This is a genomic window from Ensifer sp. Root31, from assembly GCF_001424825.1.
Classification (GTDB): Bacteria; Pseudomonadota; Alphaproteobacteria; order Rhizobiales; family Rhizobiaceae; genus Ensifer; species Ensifer canadensis.
Map to the genome: position 1 here is coordinate 48,331 of NZ_LMCO01000019.1, position 17,367 is coordinate 65,697.

Annotated in this window: 18 protein-coding genes and 1 pseudogene; 5 read left to right on the forward strand and 14 right to left on the reverse strand. The window is 61.4% G+C overall.

Going from position 1 to position 17,367, the window contains the following annotated elements; all coding sequences use genetic code 11:
- The first annotated feature begins 7 nt into the window (after positions 1 to 7).
- The 3 genes and pseudogenes from ASD00_RS18430 (at position 8) to ASD00_RS18440 (ending at position 2,996) form a co-directional block, all read left to right on the forward strand.
- Complete coding sequence (locus tag ASD00_RS18430) at positions 8 to 793, forward strand: hypothetical protein (RefSeq protein ID WP_057208092.1); 786 nt, start codon at positions 8 to 10, stop codon at positions 791 to 793.
- Complete coding sequence (locus ASD00_RS18435; RefSeq protein WP_057208021.1) at positions 790 to 1,683, forward strand: SDR family NAD(P)-dependent oxidoreductase; 894 nt, start codon at positions 790 to 792, stop codon at positions 1,681 to 1,683. Before ASD00_RS18430 ends, ASD00_RS18435 begins: the two co-directional genes overlap by 4 nt.
- A 326-nt stretch (positions 1,684 to 2,009) precedes the next feature.
- Positions 2,010 to 2,996, forward strand: a pseudogene (locus tag ASD00_RS18440) (TerC family protein).
- A 127-nt stretch (positions 2,997 to 3,123) separates the two neighbouring features.
- On the opposite strand, the gene ASD00_RS18445 reads toward ASD00_RS18440, so the two are convergent.
- Positions 3,124 to 3,360 carry a DUF6500 family protein gene (locus ASD00_RS18445; RefSeq protein WP_057208094.1) on the reverse strand — a complete coding sequence of 79 codons (237 nt, stop codon included), beginning with the start codon at positions 3,358 to 3,360 and terminating at the stop codon, positions 3,124 to 3,126.
- Between the two features lie 239 nt (positions 3,361 to 3,599).
- Here ASD00_RS18445 and ASD00_RS18450 point away from each other — a divergent pair, with 239 nt between their 5' ends.
- The gene (locus ASD00_RS18450) at positions 3,600 to 3,995 is read left to right on the forward strand and encodes a MarR family winged helix-turn-helix transcriptional regulator (protein WP_025428752.1); all 396 of its coding nucleotides are present in this window, start codon (positions 3,600 to 3,602) and stop codon (positions 3,993 to 3,995) included.
- Positions 3,996 to 4,033: 38 nt separating this feature from the next.
- Positions 4,034 to 5,329: an MFS transporter gene (locus ASD00_RS18455; RefSeq protein WP_025428751.1), complete on the forward strand. Its 1,296-nt coding sequence runs from the start codon at positions 4,034 to 4,036 to the stop codon at positions 5,327 to 5,329.
- Between the two features lie 48 nt (positions 5,330 to 5,377).
- On the opposite strand, the gene ASD00_RS18460 is transcribed toward ASD00_RS18455, so the two are convergent.
- The 13 genes from ASD00_RS18460 to ASD00_RS18520 form a co-directional block, all read right to left on the reverse strand.
- Positions 5,378 to 6,691: a TRAP transporter large permease gene (locus ASD00_RS18460; RefSeq protein ID WP_025428750.1), complete on the reverse strand. Its 1,314-nt coding sequence runs from the start codon at positions 6,689 to 6,691 to the stop codon at positions 5,378 to 5,380.
- Positions 6,688 to 7,200, reverse strand: coding sequence for a TRAP transporter small permease (locus tag ASD00_RS18465; RefSeq protein ID WP_025428749.1), 513 nt, complete (start codon positions 7,198 to 7,200; stop codon positions 6,688 to 6,690). Before ASD00_RS18465 ends, ASD00_RS18460 begins: the two co-directional genes overlap by 4 nt.
- A gap of 159 nt (positions 7,201 to 7,359) precedes the next feature.
- A complete protein-coding gene (locus ASD00_RS18470; RefSeq protein ID WP_025428748.1) occupies positions 7,360 to 8,337 on the reverse strand; it encodes a C4-dicarboxylate TRAP transporter substrate-binding protein in 978 nt (325 codons plus the stop codon).
- 247 nt (positions 8,338 to 8,584) lie between these two features.
- Entirely contained in the window at positions 8,585 to 9,862 is a 1,278-nt protein-coding gene (locus ASD00_RS18475) for an L-fuconate dehydratase (protein ID WP_057208023.1), read from the reverse strand.
- A gap of 21 nt (positions 9,863 to 9,883) precedes the next feature.
- The gene (locus ASD00_RS18480; RefSeq protein WP_057208024.1) at positions 9,884 to 10,729 is read right to left on the reverse strand and encodes a fumarylacetoacetate hydrolase family protein; all 846 of its coding nucleotides are present in this window, start codon (positions 10,727 to 10,729) and stop codon (positions 9,884 to 9,886) included.
- Between the two features lie 25 nt (positions 10,730 to 10,754).
- A complete protein-coding gene (locus ASD00_RS18485; protein WP_057208026.1) occupies positions 10,755 to 11,489 on the reverse strand; it encodes an SDR family oxidoreductase in 735 nt (244 codons plus the stop codon).
- A 10-nt stretch (positions 11,490 to 11,499) separates the two neighbouring features.
- Positions 11,500 to 11,946, reverse strand: coding sequence for a MaoC/PaaZ C-terminal domain-containing protein (locus ASD00_RS18490; protein WP_025428744.1), 447 nt, complete (start codon positions 11,944 to 11,946; stop codon positions 11,500 to 11,502).
- A gap of 2 nt (positions 11,947 to 11,948) precedes the next feature.
- Positions 11,949 to 13,028 (reverse strand): Gfo/Idh/MocA family oxidoreductase, encoded by a 1,080-nt coding sequence (locus ASD00_RS18495; RefSeq protein WP_057208028.1) that lies wholly within the window; start codon positions 13,026 to 13,028, stop codon positions 11,949 to 11,951.
- Positions 13,021 to 13,371, reverse strand: coding sequence for an L-rhamnose mutarotase (locus tag ASD00_RS18500; RefSeq protein WP_057208030.1), 351 nt, complete (start codon positions 13,369 to 13,371; stop codon positions 13,021 to 13,023). Before ASD00_RS18500 ends, ASD00_RS18495 begins: the two co-directional genes overlap by 8 nt.
- Before the next feature lie 10 nt (positions 13,372 to 13,381).
- A complete protein-coding gene (locus tag ASD00_RS18505) occupies positions 13,382 to 14,494 on the reverse strand; it encodes a mandelate racemase/muconate lactonizing enzyme family protein (RefSeq protein ID WP_057208031.1) in 1,113 nt (370 codons plus the stop codon).
- 1 nt (position 14,495) lies between these two features.
- The gene (ugpC, locus tag ASD00_RS18510) at positions 14,496 to 15,593 is read right to left on the reverse strand and encodes a sn-glycerol-3-phosphate ABC transporter ATP-binding protein UgpC (protein WP_025428740.1); all 1,098 of its coding nucleotides are present in this window, start codon (positions 15,591 to 15,593) and stop codon (positions 14,496 to 14,498) included.
- A gap of 5 nt (positions 15,594 to 15,598) precedes the next feature.
- Entirely contained in the window at positions 15,599 to 16,465 is an 867-nt protein-coding gene (locus ASD00_RS18515) for a carbohydrate ABC transporter permease (RefSeq protein WP_025428739.1), read from the reverse strand.
- Positions 16,465 to 17,361 carry a sugar ABC transporter permease gene (locus ASD00_RS18520; RefSeq protein ID WP_057208033.1) on the reverse strand — a complete coding sequence of 299 codons (897 nt, stop codon included), beginning with the start codon at positions 17,359 to 17,361 and terminating at the stop codon, positions 16,465 to 16,467. Before ASD00_RS18520 ends, ASD00_RS18515 begins: the two co-directional genes overlap by 1 nt.
- Positions 17,362 to 17,367: the final 6 nt, after the last annotated feature.

Genomic DNA, 17,367 nt, shown 5'->3' on the forward strand with positions numbered 1-17,367 from the left:
TGACATGATGCGAGGCCGAGCCATCAAGCTTTCGGTGCCACGGCGCCTTGTCTGTGACCTGATGCGGTTTTCGATCGGGGTGCCGCGCGTTACCGTTCAGCGGCAAATGAACCTCGACCCGCTGCAAAGGGCGAGAATCGCCCAGACCAGCAGGCCGTCTTGGACCGCGCTGTTCTTGAAGGGATACGCGCTTCTTTGTCGGGAGACGCCGGAGTTCCGGCGTGCATACGTCAAGCTCCCCCGACCTCAGCTTTATGAATACCCGGAAAGCGTAGCGTCCATTGCGCATGAACGCGAGCATGACGGCGAGCGGGTGGTCCTGCTCAGCAAGATCAAGTCTCCGGAGCGCCTCCCGATCCCTGAACTGGCCGCCCTGATCGATGCGGCGCGGTCGCGCCCGGTGGCGGAGATAAAGGAGTTTCGGCGCGCGCTGAAGATTGCCCGCATGCCGGGCCCATTCCGTTGGCTGCTCATGTGGCTGGCGCTCAATCTCGGCTCGCGGCGCGCCCACTACTTCGGCACCTTCCAACTGTCGGTCTATTCGGGCCTCGGGGCGGAATCGCTCAATCCCCTGACCCCCCTCACCACCCTCTTCAATTACGGCCCCATCGCCGCGGACGGCACGGTCACCGTACGCATCCACTACGATCACAGGGTCATGGATGGTGCCAATGTCGCGCGCGCGCTGGAACGCTTCGAAGCGATCCTGAACGGTGATGTTGCCCAGGAAGTGTTGGGTCTTTCTCAAGACGAAGCCGTTCACACGCCCTTGCTGTCGCGGAAGACCACATGATGGTACAGGCCGAATTGCGACCGGCGGTCGTGGTCATTGGAGCCTCGCGCGGTATTGGTCGGGCGATCGCCAAAGTTGCCGCGCGAGAAAAAGCACCCGTCGTACTTGTCGCGAGATCCCACAAAGATCTGGTCGCAGTGGCGAGCGAGATTGGAGAGGCCGGCGGCGAAGCATTCGTGCTGGACCTCGACCTGTTTTCGGCCGATACGGCGGCGCGCCTGGAGGATTTCCTCACGGCAAACAACCTTTGCTGCGACGTCCTCGTCAACAGCGCCGGCTACGGTTTGCGGGGGGCGGCAACAACACTCCCCGTCCAAGATCAGTTGGGGATCATCGACCTCAACATCCGCGCGCTTACCGACTTGTCTCTTCATTTCCTGCCGGGGATGGTGGCGCGCGGTCGCGGCGGCGTCCTCAACCTCGGCTCCATTGCCGGCTTCATGCCCGGCCCTAACATGGCGCTTTACTACGCAAGCAAGAGCTACGTGCGCTCCTTTTCCGAGGCCCTTCACCAGGAATTACGCCGTACCGGCGTCACGGTGACATGCGTTGCTCCCGGTCCGGTATCGACCGAATTCCTGCAGCGATCCGGCGCCGATCGCGTGCCGCTTTTCAAGGTCCTGCCGAAGCTTGATGCCGACTATGTCGCCGAGCGCGCTTGGCGCGGGTTCAAGTCGGGGCGGCGTCTCGTCGTGCCGGGAATCTCCGCCAAACTTGCGGCGTTTGCCGCAGCGTGGCTGCCATCCGCAGTCATGTTGCCATTGATCGGCCGATTGCAACGTCGCAGCAATGATCCCTGCCCTTGCGGCTCCGGCATAAAATTCAAGGATTGCTGTGGCGCCCGTTCGCGTCGGGATGCCTTGCGGCAAAACACCCCTCTAAACCGCTGATCGGTTTGACACCGTCGAAAAATGCGCCTTCGGATCGCCTCCGGATACCGCAACCAATGTGAGGGGTGCCGTTTGCGAATGCGCTCCATGGCACCTGCGTCAAACGCCTCAAAAATTGGATGTGGTCGATGATGGCGGAGTGACTGGTGATGTCGGAGGATCCCGTCGACGCGTGTACCAAAAAAGCAGTGTCAGACACTTGAAGGCCAGCCAGCGCCCTCCCATCTGCCGGACAACCCGCTGGTCCGGGCCCCTCTGGCGAGAGCTTCCGGCGCTCTTGCGATGTCGGACCTTATCCGACATCTGCGCCGGCGGAGCTCTATTCCGTGGATACTTCCCTTTTGTTTATCGATTGGCTGGGTAAGCCAATCTGGATGTGGCTCAGCTTCATCACGCTGGTCATCGCTATCCTGTCCTTCGACCTTGGCGTGCTGCACAACGAAAACAAGGAAATCGAGGTCGGCGAGAGCATCAAGCTCTCAGCGCTCTACATCTCGCTTGGCCTCGCTTTCGGCGGCTGGGTCTGGTGGTATCTGGGCGCCGACGCCGGCCTTGCCTACATGACCGGCTTCGTCGTCGAAAAGACGCTCGCGCTCGACAACGTGTTCGTCATCGCCCTCATTTTCTCATTCTTTGCCGTCCCGCGTCTCTACCAGCATCGGGTGCTTTTTTGAGGCATCCTCGGCGTCATCGTCCTGCGCGCCATCATGATCGGCGTCGGTGCGACGCTTGTCGCTGAATTCTCGTGGCTACTCTACATCTTCGCTGCCTTCCTCGTCGTTACCGGCTTGAAGATGCTGTTCATGAAAGAAGCCGAGCCCGACATCTCCAACAACGCGTTGGTGCGCTTCATGCGGAACCGTTTCAATGTAACGGAGACCCATCACGGCGAACATTTCTTCGTCAAGCGGGCAGATCCGAAGAGCGGCAAGCTGATCTGGTTCATCACGCCGCTGTTCATGGCCCTCGTGCTTATCGAGGTGGCTGACGTTATCTTCGCCGTCGATTCGGTACCGGCGATCTTCGCCATCACCACCGATCCGTTCCTGGTCTATACGTCCAACATCTTCGCCATTCTCGGCCTGCGGGCGCTCTACTTCGCACTGGCAGCGATGATCCACCGCTTCCGCTATCTGAAGCCGGCTCTGGCCGTGGTTCTGATCTTCATCGGTTCGAAGATCTTCGTTGCCGATCTGCTGGGCCTGGAGAAATTCCCGGCGGCGCTGTCGCTTGGCATCACCTTTGCGATCATCGCAAGCGGCGTGATCTGGAGCCTGGTCAAGACGCGCGGGGAGGCGATACCGGCCGAGTAAGTCTCGGCAAAGCGACCTCCGTCAAGACGAGGCGATACGCCCGGAGGCTGCCCAAGAGGGCAGCCAATCCATTTCAGTGACAATCAGCTAAGCCGCGGGTGCTCGAAAGAACGCCCGCGGTTCGCGTTTATCGGATCGGCGTCTGCTCGCCCAAAGCGGCGACCATCGCGCGGATCTTCACGGCTTTCTCGAAATGGTCGAGCCGATGGGTCCTGATCCACCATTCGGCCGCCTCCATCAAAAGCTCTGGGTCTTCGTTTTTGTTGGCAAAGAAGGCATAGAACGAGAGGCCCACCCCGGGTCCCTTTTCAGCGATCTTCCGATCGCAAACTTCCAATATCTTCCGTTGCAAGGCGGTTCTCATGATCCGGCTCCAATGCGTTTGCTGATTGTCTCTGGTGAAGGGGTCGGCTTCGCCCTGCCCGCTCAAAGGGCTCTTTTCAAGACGAGGTCTTAGCCGCAGCCGGTCGGGCTGCGCAATCCTTGACAGGGCGGTCACGATTCATCGGGTGATTGTCTGGTTGACCGGCCGTTGCCGCACCCTTGGATGTGCCATCGCACGCAGGGCTTGACGCCAGAATATTGCGTGTATATACACGCAATATGTCCTATTGTTATTGCATCCTCCTGCGCAAAGCCTCGAGACGAGTGACGTCGCTCTATGACGACGCGCTTGCGCCTATTGGCGTCAATCTCGCGCAGTTCAGTCTGCTGCGAAACATCCAGCGGGCGGAGCCCATCTCTCTGACGGATCTCGGCCAGCGCACGGAACTCGACCGTTCGACGGTCAGCCGGAACGTCAAGGTCCTTGAAAAAATGGCGCTGGTCGTAATGGTGAGCGGGCAGGATCAAAGGGAGTCGGCTGTCGAATTGTCCGAGAAGGGGCGGCAAGTCCTGCGTGACGGGGCTCCTCTCTGGGACGGCGTGCAGACGGCAATCGAGGCCAAGCTCGGGGATGAAGCGTCGGCCCAACTGACGGCCCTGCTGCAGGCTCTCTAGTCAAATCAACACAATCGATCGATGGAAGGAAATGGCCGATGTTCGGACCGGTGCTTGCGCGATATCTCGCCAAACGTGACATCCATTATGGCTGGGCTGTCGCGGCCGTTACATTCCTCGTCATGCTGGCGACGGCCGGTGCAATGGGGTCCGCGGGCGTTCTGATCAAGCCACTCGAAACAGAGTTCGGATGGTCGACTGCCGAGATATCGTTTGCGCTCGCCATTCGCCTCGTGCTCTTCGGTCTGCTTGGGCCGTTCGCGGCAGCCTTCATGAACCACTTCGGCGTCAGGAAGGTCGTTTCCGCGGCGCTGGTTCTCATCGTTACCGGCATCATTGCGTCGTTCTTCATGACGCAGTTGTGGCAGATGGTAGCGCTTTGGGGTGTCGTTCTCGGCGTCGGCACGGGCATGACCGCGCTAGTGCTCGGCGCCACCGTCGCCACGCGCTGGTTCGACAAAAGGCGCGGCCTCGTTGTCGGCCTGATGACGGCCAGCAATGCCACCGGGCAGTTGGTGTTCCTGCCCCTCCTCGCCTCTCTCACCGAGGCGATCGGCTGGCGCACCGCCCTCACCGTCGTCATCGCGGTCCTGTCCTTTGCCTTCCTCCTCGTGCTCCTGTTCATGCAGGACCGGCCTGCTGACGTCGGCTTGGCGCCCTATGGCGGCCGGGCGATCGTGCCGGCTCCAGCACAGAAGCATAATCTGCGCACCCTGTTGCTTTCGCCATTGAAGGCGCTGCAGGAAGCGTCCCGTTCAAACACGTTCTGGGTGCTGTTTGCGACCTTCTTCGTCTGTGGCTTCAGTACCAATGGCCTGATCCAGATGCATTGGGTGTCGATCTGCGGCGATGTCGGCATCGCTGCCGTCGGTGCGGCCGGTTTCCTGGCGCTGATCGGCGTATTCGACCTCGTCGGTACGGTCTTTTCCGGCTGGCTCTCCGACCGCTATGACAATCGTTGGCTGCTCTTCTGGTTCTACGGCCTTCGCGGCCTGTCGCTGTTGTTCCTTCCCTTCAGCGGCTTCAACATCTACACGCTGTCGATCTTCGCCATCTTCTATGGCCTCGACTGGGTCGCGACCGTCCCGCCGACCGTGAAGCTTTCGGCGGAACGCTTTGGTGCAGAGCGGGCGGCGCTGGTCTTCGGCTGGGTGTTTACCGGACACCAGCTCGGCGCGGCGAGCGCTGCATTCCTCGCCGGCGCGAGCAGGACGTCGCTCGAGACCTATACGCCAGCGCTTATTGCCGCCGGCTTGCTGTGCATAGTCGCCGCACTGTTGGTCCTGACCATCGGTCAGCGCGCACCGGCAAACCTGGTGCCGCAGGCGGGGTGAAATGCTAGCAGTTGCCGGCCGCAGTTCTTCATTGCGGCCGGCAATCGACTATTGAACTGCCGTGGTCCCGTAAACGAGGTTCGGCAGCCAGAGCGAAAGCTGCGGGAACATGCTGAGCATCAGCAACAGCACCATCATCATCGCGAGATAGGGCAGCACTTCGCGTGCATAGGCCATCATCGGAACCTTCAGCACCATCGACGAGATGTACATCAGACCACCGACCGGCGGCGTAATGCCGGCAATGGTCAGGTTGGTGATGAAGACGACGCCGAAATGCACGCGATCGATACCGACGCCGTCGATGATCGGGATCAGCATCGGCGTGAGGATGATCAGCGCTGCCGACCCCTCGATCGCCGTACCGATGACGATCAGAAGCACGTTGATCAGCAACAGCATCAACAGCGGGTTGTCGGTTGCTGCACCCAGCCAGCCGGACATCGCTTGAGGCACCTGTTCCCAGGCGAGATAGAAACCGAAGGCCGCGGCCGCGCAGATCATGATCATGACCACGGCCGAATCGCGCACCGACTCGGCAAGCACTTCCGGGATCTGGCGGATGGTGAACTCACGGTAACCGAAGACCGCCACGAACAGCACGTAGACGACGACGACTGCACCAGCCTCCGTGGTGGTGAACAGCCCATAGCGAGTTCCGGCGAAGATGACGATCGGGATCGACAGCGCCCAGAGACCGTCGACCAGCGCCTTCATCGCTTCGGCACGGCTCGCCCGCTCCTTGCGCAGCGGCTTGTAGCCACGCTTCTTGGCAATGAAGTAGGTGGTGATCATCAGGCCGCCGGCAAGCACAAGGCCGGGCACGACGCCAGCCGCAAACAGCCGGCCGATCGAGGTTTCGGCAAGGAAGCCATAGACGATAAGACCGATCGACGGCGGGATCAGGCTGGTGATAATGGCGGCCGATGAGGTGATAACCGCAGCGAAGGCACGGCTGTATCCCCGCTCCGACATTTCGACGCCCAGCGTCTTGGCAAGCATCGCCGCATCGGCGTTGGCGGATGCAGTCAAGCCGCCAAGCAGCGTGCCGAGAACCGTGCACATCTGGGCGAGTGCCCCGGTCATATGGCCGACGAGGACGTCTGCGAGGTTGAGCAGCCGGCGGGTGATGCCCGAGGCGTTCATGATGCAGCCGGCGAGTACGAACAGCGGCAGCGCCAGCAGCGACACGGACTGGCTACCTTCGGCCATTTCCTGGGCGAAGTTGGCAAGTGGAATCATGTCCATGTTGATGAGGAAGAACGCCAGCGCGCCGATCGCCATCGCCCAGGTGATCGGGGTGGACAAAAGGAAGAGAACGACGACCAGCAGCGACGGGCCGGCAAGATGAAAGAAGGTCATATCAGCGATTCCACATTGCGATGCACCCGCGCGGTCCACGGTCTCTCGACGATCAGGTGCTGAACGAACATGCCGGCGGATGCCAGGGCGAGCGGGCCATAGGAGAGGCTGCGCGACAGGTCGAGCGCGATGGTGTGGACCTGGCGCGACGTCCATGCCTGCCAGGCAAACAGCACCGTCATCACCAGGAAGAAGACGGCGAGCAACAGGTAATTGAACCAGGCAATCGCCTTCTGCCAGCCTGCGGGGAAGGCCGTGACCAGCACATCGATCGCCGCATGCGTCCCCAACCGAACACCGGCAACGGCGCCGAAAAACACGAGATAGGCAAAGGCCATGATCGCCAGTTCGTAGGTCCATGCAGCCGGCTGCGGGAAAATATAGCGACTGACGACACCCCAGAGGATCGAAAAGACGATGACGATGAGCGCGACAACGCCAATCGCCTCGTCGGCGCGGCGAAAACTGAGAAGAGGAATTGTCTCTTCCTGAAGGTGTGAGGTTTCCATGGCGGCCTCGGTCATGTGAAGAGAAGGATATGGGTGGCCGATAGCGCCACCCATTTGCGGTCGGCTGTACCAGTCTCACATTCCCTGTGAGCTGATCTGCCAACCCGGCGTCGACCGTCGAGCCGACGCCGGGTTGGCGGCGGGAGCGAGCGTGTCCGCCTACTCGGCCATCGCCTTCTGGACGCGGTCGTAGATGCCGGGAGTAATGTTCGGCACCTTGTCATAGGCGATGCGCGACGCCTCGACGAAGGCTGGAACGTCGACGTCTGTAACGATCTCGACACCGGAGTCGGCGAGCTGTTTGGCATAGGCGTCGTCGGTTTCGAGCGTCATCTCAGTCAGTTCCTTGGCGATCGTCTGCCCCTCCTCCAGAAGGATCTTCTGCAGATCTTCCGGCAGGCCGTTGAAGAACTGGCTCGATGCGACCCAGGCGGTGAACATGATCTGGTGGCCGGTCTTGGAGACGACCTTGCGGGTCTCGTTCAGCTTCGCACCGGCGATCGAACCGAATGGCCCTTCAGCGGCATCGACGACGCCGGTCTGCAGCGCGTTGTAGACATCGCCCCAGGGAAGTTCCGTCGGGCGTGCGCCGTAGCTGCCAAAGGTCGCCATCATGATCGGCGAGGACGGCACGCGGATCGTCACGCCGGCAAGATCGGCCGGGGTACGGACGGGCTTGTTGGAGATGATGTGGCGGTAGCCGAAGAGGCCGTTGGGCATGATGATCTTGATGCCCTGCGCCTCGAGCTTGCCCGACAGTTCCTTGTAGAGGTCCGATGCAAACAGGCGGTCCGTGGCCTCAAGACTCGGATAGACGTAGGGGCCGGCCAGGATCGACATATCGGGCACGAACTGACCGAGCTGGCCGTAGTCGGTGGCGCTGAGCAGGCTGGCGCCGCTCATCACCATCTCATTGACCTTCTTCTGCGCGCCGAGCTGGTCGCCGGTCATCACGGTAATCGCGATTCGGCCGTCAGAACGCTTCTCGACGCGCTCGGAGAAGGTCTTCATCGCCTTGACGATCGGCTCGTTGGGATTCACCTGCGAGGTCGAAAAACGCAGGCTGTATTCCTGCGCATTGGCGCTACCGCAATAGGACAGAGCGGCGATGGCAGCCGCGAGCACGAACTTCTTCATTGGATCCTCCTGTTCCGGACTCCCCTCCGGAATTCATTCATAAGCGAATGAATAAGTTATTTACGAATGAGTCACAAGCGTCAAGTGGAATGTCTCGGTGCCGCGGCTGTTCGAAGGTGAGAGCGCCATTCCGCGTCCCGTTGGCGGAAAAAGCAAAAGCCGCCGCAGAGATCCTGCAGCGGCTTCAAGCAACACGTTTGAATTCACACCTTATATATGAATACCCTCTCAGGGATAATCGACGCTACTAGCCCTTGAACGTGTAATCCTTGATGGACTGCGGCTTCATCTCGATCGAAAAGCCTGGACGTTCCGGCGGCATGTAGGCGGCGTTGTGGATGATGCACGGCTCGAGGAAGTGCTCGTGCAAATGGTCGACATACTCGATCACCCGGCCATCCTTGGTCCCAGACACGGCGATGTAGTCGATCATCGACAGATGCTGGACGTATTCGCAGAGCCCTACCCCGCCGGCATGCGGCCAGACTGGAAGCTCATACTTCGCCGCCACCAGCAGAACCGCCAGCACTTCGTTCAGGCCGCCCATGCGGCAGGAATCGATCTGCACCACGTCGATCGCGCCCTCGGCGATGAACTGCTTGAACATGATCCGGTTCTGGCACATCTCACCGGTTGCGACTTTCACCGGGCCGATCGCCTCACGGATCTTACGGTGGCCGGCGACATCATCGGGACTTGTCGGTTCCTCAATGAAGAACGGCTTGGCAAAGGCCAGTTGTTTGACCCAGTCGATCGCTTCACCGACCTCCCAGACCTGGTTAGCATCGATCATCAGGTAGCGGTCCGGGCCGATGACTTCGCGTGCAATGGTCAGGCGCCTGATGTCGTCGGCGAGATCACGCCCGACCTTCATCTTGACGTGATTGAAGCCCTGGTCGATTGCCTGCTGCGCCAGCCGGCGAAGCTTGTCGTCGTCATAGCCGAGCCAACCGGCAGACGTCGTATAGCAGGCGTAACCTTCGCTCTTCAGCGTCGCGATACGCTCCGCCTTGCCGGCTTCGGCACGCTTCAGGATCGCCACGGCTTCGTCGCGGGTCAGCACATCGGTCATATAGCGGTAGTCGACAATGTCGGCGATCTCTTCCGGCGACATGTCGGCGACGAGTTGCCAGACGGGCTTGCTGGCTTCCTTGGCGAGCAGATCCCAGATCGCGTTGACGATGGCACCGGTGGCCAGATGAATGGCCCCCTTCTCCGGGCCGATCCAGCGCAGCTGGCTGTCGCTGGTCAGATGTCGCCAAAAGCGGCCTGGATTGGCGAGTATCTCCGCCGTATCGCTGCCGACGACGAGATGCTGCATGGCTTTGATCGCCATGCAGCAGATGTCGTTGCCCCGCCCGATCGTGAACGTCAGGCCATGGCCCGCCAATCCGGGGCTATCGGTGTCGAGGATGACATAGGCCGCGGAATAGTCAGGGTCCGGGTTCATGGCATCGGAACCGTCGAGGCTCTGCGATGTGGGAAAGCGCAGATCGAAGACGCGCAGATCGGTGATGCGGGTCATGTTTGCTCCAATGAGAATAGATCAGTCGTCCGCGCGTACGGACTGCTTCTGGGTGCCGAGACCTTCGATGCCGAGTTCGACGACATCGCCGGCCTTGAGGTAACGCGGCGGCTTCATGCCCATGCCGACGCCCGGCGGCGTACCGGTCGAAATGATGTCGCCCGGCTGCAGCGACATGAACTGCGACAGGTAGGAGACGAGATAGGCGACACCATAGACCATGGTCTTGGATGAGCCGTTCTGCATCGTCTCGCCGTTGACCTTGAGCCACATCGGCAGGTTCTGCGGATCCGGAATCTCGTCCTTCGTCACCAGCCATGGGCCGGTCGGGCCGAAGGTGTCGCAGGACTTGCCCTTGGTCCACTGTCCCTGGCGCTCGATCTGGAACGCGCGCTCTGACACGTCGTGGACCGTGCAATAGCCGGCGACATAGTCGAGGGCTTCGGCTTCGCTGACATACTTCGCCTTGCGGCCGATGACGACGCCGAGTTCGACTTCCCAGTCGGTCTTCTCGGAGCCGCGCGGAATGACGAGGTCATCGTTCGGACCGACGATGGCCGACGTCGCCTTCATGAAGATGATCGGCTCGGAGGGAACGGTCGCACCCGTTTCGGCGGCATGGTCGGAATAGTTGAGGCCGATGCAGATGAATTTGCCGGTGCCAGCGACGCAAGGGCCGAGGCGCGGGCTGCCGGCCACAGCCGGAAGGCTGGCAAGATCGAGCTTGGCCAGCTCCGCCAACTTGGCAGGATCCAGCGCTGCTCCCGAGAAGTCGGCGACATGGCCGGAAAGATCGCGAAGCGTGCCGCTCGCGTCGATGATTGCAGGCTTTTCCTGCCCCGGTTCGCCATAACGAAGAAGTTTCATGGTGTCATATCCCTGATTTGAGTGCTCAGATGGTCCAGCCGCCATCGATGGCATAGGCCTGCCCGGAGGTATAGGTCGCGCCGGCGAGGTAGAGGGCGAGATCGGCGATCTCTTCCGGCGTGCCGATCCGGCCCATCGGCTGACGGGCGATGAAGGCGGCCCGCGCCGCGTCGTAATCGCCCTGTGCCCGCATGCGATCCTGCAGCGATGGGCTTTCGACCGTACCAGGGCAGATGGCATTGCAGCGGATGCCGTCGGCGACATAGTCGGCGGCAACGGATTTGGTCAGGCCGATGACGGCCGCCTTGGTCACGCCATAGGCAAAGCGGTTCGGCACGCCCTTGATGCTGGACGCAACCGAAGCCATGTTGATGATCGAGCCGTCCTTGCGCGAAAGCATGCCCGGCAACACGGCCCGGATGGTGCGGATCATCGCCTTGACGTTGAGGTCGAAGGCGAATTCAAGGTCGGCATCCTTCATGTCGAGGATCGAGCCGGCATGCACGAAACCGGCGCAATTGAAGAGCACGTCGACCTGACCGATCTTCTCAACCAGCGCCTCGACAGCGCCTGGGTCGAGAACGTCGAGCCGATGGGTTTCAACAGAGGCTTCTGCGGCCAGCGCTGCGAGTGCCTCGGTGTTGATGTCGGTGGCATGCACCTTGGCGCCGGCCTTGGCAAAGGCAAGCGCGGTGGCGCGGCCGATGCCCTGGGCTGCGGCGGTGATAAGGACGACCTTACCCGAAAGACCCGTTGTCATTGTTGACCCCTCATGCTTTGCGTTCGACGACCAGGATATGATCGGCGGCGAGGACGACCTCGCCACGCTGGTTGATAACTTCGCACCGTTCGACGACACGTCCCGCCTTCGGCCGCTTCGGATCGTCCTCCTTGGCGGAGATCGTCACGCGGGTGCGGATGGTGTCGCCGATATGAACCGGACGCACGAACCGTAACCGATCATAGCCATAAGAAAAGGCGACGGGATTGATCAGCGACGCCGTCAGGCCGACGCCGATGGAAAAGATCATGGTGCCATGGGCGATCCGCTGGCCGCCGGGCAAGGTTTTGGCGAATTCCGCGTCCATGTGGTGCGGGAAGAAGTCGCCCGTATGCCCGGCATGGACCACGAAGTCGGTCTCGGTGATCGTACGGCCTGTGCTCAACCTGACATGGCCGAGTTCATAGTCTTCGAAATGGATTGTCTGTTCCAACATCGTCAACGTCCGGGAAGTGGCGCGATCGCGGTTGCAGGCCGCGCGCTGGATTGGTAGGCGGCCTCGACCAGCGCCATCGTCTGCCAGGCGTCGTCGACTGCGCCGATCAGCTGCTCGTCCTCGCCACTAACGAAGCGTTGCAGGTTGGCCATGCGATTGGCAAAAGCGTCTGGGAACCAGGCGCCGTTGAGCGGCACCTCCACCCATTCCGTGCCACCGGCTGGCCGGATCCACAGTTCGTCGGGCTCGCCGCGCGGATAGTCGAGATTGACGCCCAGCTTGACGTATGCCGCCCCCTCGGTTCCCGAGATACGGAACTCGCAGGCCTGGAACTTGCGGCCGAAATCATGGTCGTGATTGACCGAAAGCACGCAGCGCACCTGGTCGCCGTAGTCGAGAATGGCGGCCGTGCGGGTCTGCGCCACCTCATGATTGGGATGGCCGATCGTCTTGGCGTGCACACCGTCGGGATTGCCGAGCAGTCCGCGGATCAGGTCGAGATAATGGATCGAGTGCATGGCGATCTCGATCCGCGGCAACCCTTTGAGGAACGGCCAGAGACCCCAGGGCGTGGCAAGTGCAAGCCACGCATCGAAGTCGACGATCTGGCCGAGATAGCCTTTTTCGATCGCGTCGCGCAGCGCCAGCATCATCGGGGCAAAGCGAAGCTGGAAATTGACTGCCGCCTGCAATTGCCGGTCACGGCAGATGTTGAGGATCTCCGTGGCTGCTGCCAGATCTGCGCCCATCGGCTTCTGGATCAGGGCGCCCGATCCTACTGGCAGTTTCGACAGGATTGCAGCATGCGCTGCCGGCGGCGTCGCCAGATCGAAGATCGCATCTGGGATTGCCAGCGCCTCGGTCTCGGTCGCAAACGCTCGGATGCCCCATTCGGCAGCAAGCGACGCCGCCTTCTTGACATCGGGATCGAAGATGCCGGCGACGGGAAGGCCTGCCTTGCGATAGGCCGGAAGATGCGCATCACCGACAATGCTGCCGGCGCCGAAGATGACGATCGGGCGCGGTTTTTCGGGTGTCGGCCAGGATTGCTGCAGCGACGTCGGATCGAACTGGTCAGTCACGATGCAAGACCTTTCCGTCGTGGTGGAAGACTTCCTCCAGCATCGCCCACCACTCGCCATCCCCGCGCGTTTCGAGCGGCTTCTGGCATGGCATGCAAACCGACCACCATTCCTGGTTCTTCGGGTGCGCGGCCATCCTGGCCATGTCGGCTGCGAAATCCTCGCCGACATATTCCCAGTAGCCGAACAGCAGGTTTTCCGGCTCCTTGAGGAAGATGGAGTAATTCGTGACGTTGCATTCGGAGATCAGCGTAAGGATCTCCGGCCAGACGGCAGCGTGCAGCGTCTTGTATTCGGCGATCTTGTCGGGCTGAAGACCGATCACCATTCCCATTCGTTGCATGGCGGCCTCCCTACTTCACGAATTCCCGGGTGAACTCGTTGATCGAGCGCGCCTTCACAGCATCCCAGTCCCAGGCAATGCCGATGCCGGCTTCAGACGGCGCAATGGCGCGTCCGTTACGGATCTCCATGCCCTTGGTTGTCAGTTCATCGAGCTGCGGAATGTATTCGACATATTTGCCGTTCGGCACGGCGCAGACAAGGCTGACATGCAGTTCCATCAGGAAATGCGGGCAGACCGGAATATCGAAAGCCTCAGCAGCGTGCGCGACCTTCAGCCAAGGCGTGATGCCGCCGATGCGGGCGACGTCGACCTGGACGATCGAGCAGGCCCCCTTCTGCATGTACTCACGGAAATGCCGGATCGAATACATGGATTCGCCGACGGCGATCGGGGTCGGGGTCGAGCGTGTCAGGCGGATGTGGCCGTCGAGATCGTCGGCCGGCAGCGGCTCCTCGATCCAGGCGAGATCCAACTCCTTCAGCCGAGCGGCCCGGCGGATCGCCTCGTCAACGGTAAAACCCTGGTTACAGTCGGTCATGATCTCGAAGCCATCACCGAGCGCTTTGCGCATCGCCGACAGGCGATCATAGTCCTCGGAGCCGTGCGGCTTGCCGATCTTGACCTTGGAGCCGGAAAAACCCTTGGCCTTGGCCTGAAGCGCATCCTCGACGAGGGCTTCCTTTTCGATATGCAGCCAACCGCCTTCGGTGGTGTAGAGCGGGCAACTGTCCTTGGCGCCACCGGCAAGCTTCCAGAGCGGCAGCTTCTGTTTCCGTGCGCGCAGGTCCCAAAGGGCGGTGTCGACGGCAGCGAGTGCCAGCGCCGTTATCGGGCCGATCGTCGTCGCATGGGTGGCAAATTCCATCTTGTGCCAGATGGCTTCGATGCAATCGACGTCCTCGCCGATCAGGATCGGAACGAGGTGGTCGGACAGCAGGCGCATGACGGAGGAACCGCCCGTGCCGATCGTGTAGCTGTAGCCCGTCCCGGTCGCGCCGTCGGAATCCGTGATCGTGACGATCGGCGTTTCCTGGCTGACGAAGCTCTGGATCGCGTCGGTCCGCTTCACCTTCGGCTGCAGATCGACCATACGCAGTTCAATTTTCTCGATCCTTGCCATGTCAGCCTTCCAGAGCCTTTCCTGTCTCGATGTCGAAGAGATGGGCGCGGGAGAGATCGAAGCTCATGCGCACACTTTCGCCTGAGCGAAGCGGACGCGGATTGAGCATGCGCGAAACCCAGTCGCGGCCATTGAATTGGATGAACACCAGCGTCTCGTTGCCGAGCGGCTCGGTGATGGTGACGGGCAGCTCAACCTCGTGCACGGCAGCGGCATCGCCGGCATGAAGGCCATGGCCCGTGGGGTAGATATCATCGGGCCGCAGGCCGAATGTGACCTTCTGGCCGGCGCGGAGCGCGCCGACAAACCGCGGCGGGATGGGCAGACGGACGCCGGTCGCAAACACCAGCTGGCCATGGTCGACCACGGCCTCGTCCATGTTCATCGGCGGCGAGCCGATGAAGCCGGCAACAAACTTCGTCGCGGGTTTCTGGAAGACTTCTTCCGGTGTTCCGACCTGTTCGATATGGCCGTCGCGCATGATGACGATGCGATCGGAAAGCGTCATCGCCTCGACCTGGTCATGCGTCACATAGATCATCGTCGCCTGCATGCGGGCATGCAGCTTCTTGATTTCGGTGCGCACCTGGGTGCGCAGCTTGGCGTCGAGGTTGGACAGCGGCTCGTCGAACAGGAAGACGTCGGGCTGGCGCACGATCGCACGGCCCATCGCCACGCGCTGGCGCTGGCCGCCGGACAGCTGCGACGGGCGACGTTCCAGCAGATGGCCGAGATCGAGAATGGTCGCAGCCTCATCGACGCGCGCCTTGATGTCGTCAGTAGAGCGGCCGGCGATCTTCAGCGAGAAACCCATGTTCTCGGCGACCGTCATATGCGGATAGAGCGCGTAGGACTGGAAGACCATCGAGATGTTGCGGGCGCGCGGCGGCAGGTCGTTGACCTTGCGGCCACCGATCTCGATGGCTCCGCCGCTGACATCTTCGAGGCCGGCGATCATGCGCAGCGTCGTCGATTTGCCGCAACCGGACGGGCCGACCAGGGCGATGAACTCGCGGTCTTTCACCTCGAGATCGATGCCGTGAACGACTTCGAGCGCGCCATAGCGTTTGACCAGTTTCCTGAGGGTGACAGGAGCCATGAATGTTATCCTTTCACCGCGCCGAAGGTGAGGCCCGAAACGAGGTGCTTTTGAATGATGAAGGTGAGCGTGAGCGCCGGGACGATCATGACCACGGCGAGCGCGCACATACCGCGCCAGTCGATCGTGAACTCGGCGGTGTAGTCGAGCAGGCCGACGGGCAGAGTTTTCGAGTTGACCGAGCGGGTGATCTGCGAGGCCAGAGCATATTCATTCCAGGACGTGAGGAAGGCGAAGATGCCCGCGGAGGCAATGCCGGGGCCAGCAAGCGGAAACTCCACCTGCCAGAATGCCTGCCAGGGTGTGCAGCCGTCGATCTGGGCGGCTTCCGCCAGATCCTTCGGTACCTGACGGAAGAAGCCGTCGATCAGCCAGATAGTGAAGGGCACGTTCAGCGCGACATAGGTCAGGATCAGCGAGAAATGCGTGTCGATGATGCCGGTGCGGGCATAGATCATGAAGAGCGGGAGGGACAACGCGATGCCGGGAACGGCGCGCGTCAGCATGAAGCCGAGGAAAATCGCCGACTTTGCCTTGAAGCGGTAACGGGCAAAGGCATAACCACCGGCCATGCCGATCGCCAGAGCGATCACCGTCGACGTGACGGAGATGATGAGAGAGTTGCGGAAGTAGTCCCAGACGGGAACCCCGCCCTGCCCGGCGCCGGCGAACATGGCGCGGTAGGCATCCAGCGAAATGCTTTCCGGGATCCAGACCGGCGGCTTTGCCATGATCTCGACGGTCGGGCGCAACGACGACAGCACGATCCAGAGGCCCGGCAGGCAGATCACGGCCATTGCGAGAAACAGCCCGATCAGATGCGCCGTCTTCAGGAGGCGCCGGCGCAGGCGATGTGACGAATTGATATCCATTACCACTCGGCTCCGATCTGCTGGCGCGCGGCGGCGAGCTTGCGGAAGAAATAGACGGTGAAGACGATCGACAGCAGGATGGCGACATAGGCCATGGCGTTGGCCATCCCCATGCGGGCGTCGGCGTAGGCCGTGCGGCCGATCAGGGTCCACAGAAGCTCGGTGCGCTTGGCCGGGCCGCCATCGGTCATGATCTTCACGATGTCATAGGCGCGGGCGACGTCGAGCGAGCGGATCGTCATGGCGATGAAGGCAAAAGGCATGAGATGGGGCCAGGTGACGTAGCGGAATGTCTGCCATGGCGTGCAGCCATCGACATGCGCCGCCTCGACCGGGTCCTTCGGCATCGCCAGAAGACCGGCAAGAATGAGGATCGCGAAGACCGCAGTCGACGACCAGACCTCGGCAATGATGATCGAGATCAGCGCGAGGTTGCCGTCAATCAGCCAGGGGATGGCGCGGTCCGTCAGCCCGAGCGACTGCAGCGCATTGTTCACGAAACCGATGTTGTCGTTGAACATGAATTTGAACTGGAAGCCGACGAGCACCGGTGAAAACATCATCGGGAACATCATGATGGTGCGCAGCAGCCGCTGGCCGTGGGTGGCCTTGTTGACAAGGAGCGCGAGGCCGAGGCCAAGCAGCATCTCCGTGTTCAGTGCGACGGTGAGCAGAAGGACGGTGCGGCCGAAAGCGACCCAGAAATCCCAGTTGCTCAGCACGGTGATGTAGTTGCGCAGACCGACGAAGATCCAGAGCGATTCAGGCTTGGTCAGCCGGAACGGCGTGAAGCTCGAATAGAAGGAGAAGAGCAACGGCACCACGATGACCGCTGCCAGCACGACAAAGGCCGGTAGCAGCAGAAGGACCGGTGCGGACAGTTTCTTGAGCTTCATCAGGCA